6 protein-coding genes are annotated in these 6,244 nt (G+C 65.4%); 2 read left to right on the top strand and 4 right to left on the bottom strand.

All coding sequences use genetic code 11. The features are described 5' to 3' along the window. Positions 1-401: 401 nt before the first annotated feature. Positions 402-824 carry a MarR family transcriptional regulator gene (locus AB0J47_RS36430; protein ID WP_364357099.1) on the bottom strand — a complete coding sequence of 141 codons (423 nt, stop codon included), beginning with the start codon at positions 822-824 and terminating at the stop codon, positions 402-404. Positions 825-909: 85 nt separating this feature from the next. Between AB0J47_RS36430 and AB0J47_RS36425 the strand changes: the two genes are divergently transcribed. Then, entirely contained in the window at positions 910-2,367 is a 1,458-nt protein-coding gene (locus AB0J47_RS36425; RefSeq protein ID WP_364357096.1) for an MFS transporter, read from the top strand. A gap of 68 nt (positions 2,368-2,435) precedes the next feature. Here the strand turns inward: AB0J47_RS36425 and rfbC are convergent, their stop codons facing one another. Together rfbC and rfbA are read right to left on the bottom strand one after the other, a co-directional pair. Then, on the bottom strand, positions 2,436-2,984 hold the full coding sequence (gene rfbC / locus AB0J47_RS36420) for a dTDP-4-dehydrorhamnose 3,5-epimerase (RefSeq protein ID WP_364357093.1): 549 nt from the start codon (positions 2,982-2,984) through the stop codon (positions 2,436-2,438). A 3-nt stretch (positions 2,985-2,987) separates the two neighbouring features. Then, positions 2,988-3,860, bottom strand: a complete 873-nt coding sequence (gene rfbA / locus AB0J47_RS36415; RefSeq protein ID WP_364357090.1) for a glucose-1-phosphate thymidylyltransferase RfbA — start codon at positions 3,858-3,860, stop codon at positions 2,988-2,990. Between the two features lie 221 nt (positions 3,861-4,081). Between rfbA and AB0J47_RS36410 the strand changes: the two genes are divergently transcribed. Further along, positions 4,082-5,089: an alpha/beta hydrolase gene (locus AB0J47_RS36410; RefSeq protein WP_364357087.1), complete on the top strand. Its 1,008-nt coding sequence runs from the start codon at positions 4,082-4,084 to the stop codon at positions 5,087-5,089. Positions 5,090-5,437: 348 nt separating this feature from the next. Here the strand turns inward: AB0J47_RS36410 and AB0J47_RS36405 are convergent, their stop codons facing one another. Beyond that, positions 5,438-6,145: a hypothetical protein gene (locus tag AB0J47_RS36405; protein WP_364357084.1), complete on the bottom strand. Its 708-nt coding sequence runs from the start codon at positions 6,143-6,145 to the stop codon at positions 5,438-5,440. Positions 6,146-6,244: the final 99 nt, after the last annotated feature.

Here is a 6,244-nt window from a genome sequence, read left to right as displayed (position 1 = left end):
TCCGAGCCGTCGAGACTCGCGACTTCGTCGCATGCGCTTCGACGGCTCGGACGCGAGACGGGCCGCGAACGGGTCGCTCGTAAGACTCGCTCCGTTGTGGTTGGTGATGGTGGGGTCGTTCGGCAGCTGAGGCACGCGTGCTGGATGGTCGAGTCTCGCGACTTCGTTGTCTGCGCTTCGGTGGCTCGGTCGCGAGAGGGGCCGCGAACGGGTCGCTCGTAAGACTCGCTTCGTTGTGGTTGGTGATGGTGGGTCGTTCGGCAGCTGGTGCGCGTGTGCTGGATGGTCGAGTCTCGCGACTTCGTTGTATGTGCTTCGACGGCTCGGATGCCAGACGGCCGCGAATGTCGTTCGTAAGATTCGCTCTGTGGTGGCTGGGAAGGCGTGGATGTCCTAGCTATCTAGCACTTCTGCCGACTGCCCCAGGTTCGCTCGAGCACCTCGCGATGCGTTGGGAGCGCGGCCTCGTAGACCTCGCGGCCCTTTTCGGTCAGGCAGACGAAGATCGCGCGCCGATCCTCGGCACACATACTGCGCGAAACCAGTCCGTCGCGCTCCAGTCGCGCTACCGCGCGCGAGAGGGCGCTCTGGCTCAAGTAGATGTCGTTGGCCAGATCGCTCATCCGATAGTCGCCACATGCCGCGTCGACCAGCCGGTCCAGCGTCTCGAATTCGCTGAGGCCGATATCGTGCTTGCCCTGCAGCTCCTTCTCGAGTGCACAGCTCACGGCGGCGTGCCGGTCGAGCAGCTCACGCCACTCGGCGACCAACCCGGTGGGCGCCACATCGCGCCCGAGTAATTGTGTTGTCGACGGCTTCGACATGGCCTCATCCTAGTGCCCCGGATCGGCCGATGCAAGCGCATTAAATGTGTTGGCATCTAATGTCGACGCATGTAATGTTCCGCCCATGACTTCTGCAGCAACCCTTTCGGCCGCGACGGCGACCGATCCGATCAGATGGTCCACCCGTCTCTGGGGCATGCTGATCACCCTCTGCATTGTGTTGTTCCTCGATGGTCTCGACGTCTCGATGATCGGTGTGGCGCTGCCTTCCATCGGTGCCGAGCTGGATCTGTCAACTTCCACCCTGCAGTGGCTGGTCAGCGGCTACGTGCTCGGCTACGGCGGCCTGCTGCTGCTGGGCGGTCGCACCGCCGACCTGCTCGGTCGGCGCAAGGTCTTCCTGATCGCACTGGCCGTCTTCGCGCTGGCTTCGCTGGCGGGCGGTCTGGTCGCCTCCGGCCCGCTGCTGATCCTGACCCGCTTCATCAAGGGCCTGGCCGCGGCGTTCACCGCCCCGACTGGTCTGTCCATCATCACCACCAACTTCGCCGAGGGTCCGGCCCGCAATAAGGCGCTGTCCATCTACACCGTGTTCGGCGCGGGCGGTTACTCCATGGGTCTGCTGTTCGGCGGCCTGATGACCGGCATCGGCTGGCGCTGGACCTTCCTGCTCCCGGTGCCGATCGCGCTTGTCGCACTGGCCACGGCCTGGGTGCTGGTCCCCAAGGACGAGGCCGCCGAGGAGGGCGGGCACGACATCCTGGGTGCGCTGCTGTCCACCGCGGGCATGCTGCTGCTGGTCTACACCGTGGTCTCCGCGCCCGAGGCGGGCTGGGGTTCGGCGCGCACCATCGGTTCGTTCGTCGGCGCCGCGGCGCTGTTCGCCGGATTCGTCGCGGTGGAGAAGAAGGTCAAGTACCCGTTGGTGCGCCTCGGCATCCTGCGCAAGGTGACGCTGGTCCGGGCCAGCCTCGCGATCATCGCGGTGGCGGGTTCGTATTTCAGCTGGCAGTTCATCGTGACGCTGTACATGCAGGATTCACTTGGCTGGTCGCCGCTGAAGCTGGCCATGGCGCTGCTTCCGGTCGGTCTGCTGGTGGTCGCCTCGGCGTTCTTCTCCGATAAGCTCGTCGACCGCTTCGGCACCGGGCCGATCATCGCGATCACCATGGTCGTGATGGCCATCGGCTACCTGCTGTTCCTGCGGCTGGATACCGCTCCGTCGTACCTGACGATGATCCTGCCCGCGGTATTGCTGATCGGCATCGGCTGGGTCGGCTTCCCCGCCATCAATATTCAGGCCACCAACGGCATCGAGGACGAAGAGCAGGGCCTGGCGGCCGGTGTGCTGCAGACCTCGATGCAGGTCGGTGCGGCCATCGTGCTCGCGGTGAATACCGCGATCATCTCCTCGGGCGACCACGGCGCGAGCACTGCGTCCGCGATGCTCGACAACTTCCGCCCGGGACTGCAATTCGCCGCGGGTGTCGCCATCGTGGGCGCGCTGATCGCGCTGACGGCCTACTTGCCCAAGCGTGCCAAGGTGCGGGCGCAGGAGCCGGAGTTGGAGCTCGTCGGCTGAATCCCCTCCGCCGACGGTAAGTCGAACGTCACCGCTCCCTCCTCATCGGGGGCGGTGACGTTCGGCGATTACGAGAAGGGCGCAGCGGCAGCGTCTTTCGGTGAACGGATGTACGTCAGCGGCTGACCGTCCAGACCGACCTGGGGCCATTCGATACCGAGCCGCGGATCGAAGGCATCTATATCCCTGTCGAATTCGGGCGTGTATTCGATCGAACACAGATAGGTGACGGTCGAGTGGTCCGCCAGCGACAGGATCGCATGGCCGAGTCCTTCGGACAGGAACATCGAGCGCCGATCGACATCGTCGAGCACCACGCTGTCCCACCGCCCGTAGGTGGGCGACCCGGGCCGCAGATCGACGACGACATCGAGGAACGCACCGCGCACGCAGGTCACATACTTGGCCTGCCCCGGCGGATCTTCGGTGTAGTGGATGCCGCGCAGCACCCCGGCCGCCGAGACCGAACAGTTGACCTGGCGCAGATCGAACGCCCGACCGGTCACCTTCTCGAATTCCGAGGCCTTGAACGATTCGCAGAACATGCCGCGCTCGTCGCCGAATTGGCGCGGGGTGATCACCCACGCCCCCGGCACGGCGAGTTCACGGAACTCCATCGCTCACCAATCCCGTCCGCGCTCGAGCAGATCGAGCAGGTAATTTCCGTAGCCGGAGCGAACCAGTGGTTCGGCCAGCGCGCGCAGCTGTTCGTCGTCGATGTAGCCCTGCCGCCACGCCACCTCTTCCGGCACGCCGATTTTCAGGCCCTGCCGCTGCTCGATGGTGCGCACGTAGTTGGCGGCGTCCAGCAGCGAATCGAAGGTGCCGGTATCCAACCAGGCGGTACCGCGGGCGAGTACATCGACGCGCAGCCGATCCTGTTCCAGATAGGCGCGATTGATATCGGTGATCTCGTATTCGCCGCGCGCCGACGGTCGCAGCCCGCGCGCGATCTCCACGACATCGTTGTCATAGAAATACAGCCCGGGGATGGCGTAGTTGGACCGCGGCACCTTGGGCTTCTCTTCGATCGAGACCGCGCGGCCCGCGGTGAATTCGACGACGCCGTAGGCGGTCGGATCCGAGACCCAGTACGCGAAGACCGCGCCGCCGTCGATCGCGGCGAAGCGCTCGAGGCTGGTGCCGAGGCCGGGGCCATGGAAGATATTGTCGCCGAGCACCAATGCGGCCCTCTCGCCGCCGATATGGTCGGCGCCGAGGACGAATGCCTTGGCGAGTCCGTCCGGTTCCGGCTGCACCACATAGCTGATCGAGACGCCGAACTGCGAGCCGTCGCCGAGTAGCCGGGCGAACGCGTCGGCGTCCTCCGGGGTGGTGATCACCAGGATGTCCCTGATGCCCGCCAGCATGAGCGTGCACAGCGGGTAGTAGACCATCGGTTTGTCGTAGACCGGGACCAGCTGTTTGCTCACCCCGCGCGTGATCGGGTGCAAGCGGGATCCGGTGCCGCCGGCCAAGATGATTCCGCGCATGGTCCCCGAGTCTGCCAGGCGTATCGCGCTCGGCTTCGGCGAGGTTCCGACTGGCCTACAAATTGATCACGAACGTTTAGTGCTTCGGCGCGGCGGGCGATATATGTTACGTAGATCACGCTATGGTGTTCTGAAGCATCAGCGTGTGAGATGTCAGCGTCGACTCTCGCCTGGAGAACCGTTCGGTCGGGTTCGGCGCGCCAGTGTGAGGTAGGTGCGCGATGGTGGCGATCAGCGGGAGTGAATCCGACGCAGGTGATCCGGGTCTGTTGATGAACCCGGACGGTCCGAGCGCATCAGCCCGATTGTTGCTGGCGACCTGCCTCGGTACGGTGCGGCCGGTGCTGCGCATGTTTCCGGTCAGCCGCACGACCATCCCGATCGGTGCTCTCGCGATCGACGGACTGGCGCGCCTGCGGCCGCAGCCGCGCGGTGTCGATCGGGAACAGGTGACGCTGAACGGATTTCGGATGGAGATCCTGCGTCCGTCGGGCGGCTCGCGCGCCCTGCGGCACGGCGCGGTGCTGTATATGCACGGTGGCGGCTTCGCCATCTGCGGTCTCGGCACCCATCGCCCGATCGCGGCCAGTCTGGCCCGGCGCACCGGACTGCCGGTGGTCAATGTCGACTACCGCCAACTGCCGGGGAACAATGTCACCGCCGCGATCGAGGACTGCCTGACCGCCTACCGCTGGCTGCTGCGGCACGGCGCGGACCCGGCCAGGATCATGTTCGCGGGCGATTCGGCGGGCGGCTTCCTCGCCTTCGCCACCGCACTGCGCGCGATCGAGTCCGGGATGCCGTCGCCGGGTGGACTGATCGGGCTGAGCCCACTGCTCGATCTGGACTACGCCGCCAAGCGCGACTATATGAATGTCGCGCGCGATCCCTATCTGCCGCTGGCCGCGCTGGAGGCGGTGGTGCGGATCGGCGCCGAGGTGGATGGAGTGCTGGATCCGCTGGTTTCGCCGGTCAACGGCGCCTTGGCGAGTCTGCCGCCGGTACTGCTGATCACCGCCGAAGACGAGATGCTGCGCTATGACTGCGAGCTCATGGCGCGCAGGCTGACCGTGGCCGGTGTCCCGAACGCGCTGGAGATCTGGCGCGGTCAGGTGCATGCCTTCATGGCAATAGCTCCGAACCTGCCCGAGAGCAGGATGGCACTGGCCCGGGTCTCCCGGTTCGTGCGTGCCCGCCTCGAGCAGCCCCAACAGGCTCGGACGGCTTGACCTGGATCGGCCGGACGAGTCGCGAACCCCGCACCCGGACCTCGCCTTCAGGCGGCGGTCCGGGGCGGGGTTTCTTTGGTTGGGAACCTTGCCGTGAATTCCCCTCGGTTATCCGGAGAATTCTCGCGGGGGGCGCACGAGCGCCATTTCGTTCAACTTGATTTACTTTTTGTTCACCCGGGCGACGGTTGGAATTACTCCGGCGTCGCGCCTATCACGGTCCTATCAAATCCGCAAACGCGCGGCCATTTCGGACACGAGCCGCGATCAACAGCGGAAACCCCGCCTGGTCGATGACCGGGCGGGGTTTCCTGGGCTCTTTTTCAGATGTGCAGAGCGTCGCTCGACTTACTTCGGCGCGTTGAACGGGGCGCTGGTGGTGGCGAAGTACTGGATCGCCGCACCGATCGCGACCGGAGCCGTGATGAAGATCTGACCGGCCAGGGTGCCCAGCGCACCGATGGCGAGGATGCCGGCCACGCAGCCGACGGCAGCGGCGGGGATGAAGGGGCCGAACAGGCCGACGATGGTCGCCGAGGCGATCGTCGCACCGGCGATACCACCGAGGACGCAGCCGAGGGCGCCGCCGCCGAGACCGCCGACCAGGGTGCCGATGGTGGCGCCCATAGCGATGGTGTCCTTCAAGCGGTTGAAGGCGGCCACCTCACGGTCGTACGGGGTCTTGAAGGGAGCCTGGTCCTCGAAGGGCAGCGCGACCGGCTTGTAGGTGGCCTTCGCCATGTCGAGCTGTGGGGTGAGCGTGGCGGTGTGATCGGAGATGTCCGCGGCGATTGGGAACTCGAACTCATCGACGCGGAAGGTGAGCGGGGTGCCCGCAACGGTGGTGCCGTTGGCGGCCTTGATCTTGAGCGCGTTGTCCTCGACAACCAGCGAGCCGGAGTCGATCGAGATGATCGACTGGGTGTCGGTGGCGTTCGCGGTGAAGTTGACCGGGGCATCGGCGGATTCCGCCGGTGCCGCGTTGACAGTGCCCGCGGTGACGCCCATGGCGGCGATCAGCAGTGCCGAAGTCGCGGCGAATTTCCTCATCAGCATTTTGTTTTGGACCTCGATGTGAAGCGTTCGGAGGGGACTAGACGATCGAAATCTAGACCAGCTAACGCGTGGTGAACCGGTTGTGACCGTTAATTCAAA

It is taken from the genome of Nocardia sp. NPDC049737, assembly GCF_040674755.1.
Classification (GTDB): domain Bacteria; phylum Actinomycetota; class Actinomycetes; order Mycobacteriales; family Mycobacteriaceae; genus Nocardia.
Note: the sequence above shows the minus strand (reverse complement) of the source record. Positions and strands in the feature narration are given on the sequence as shown.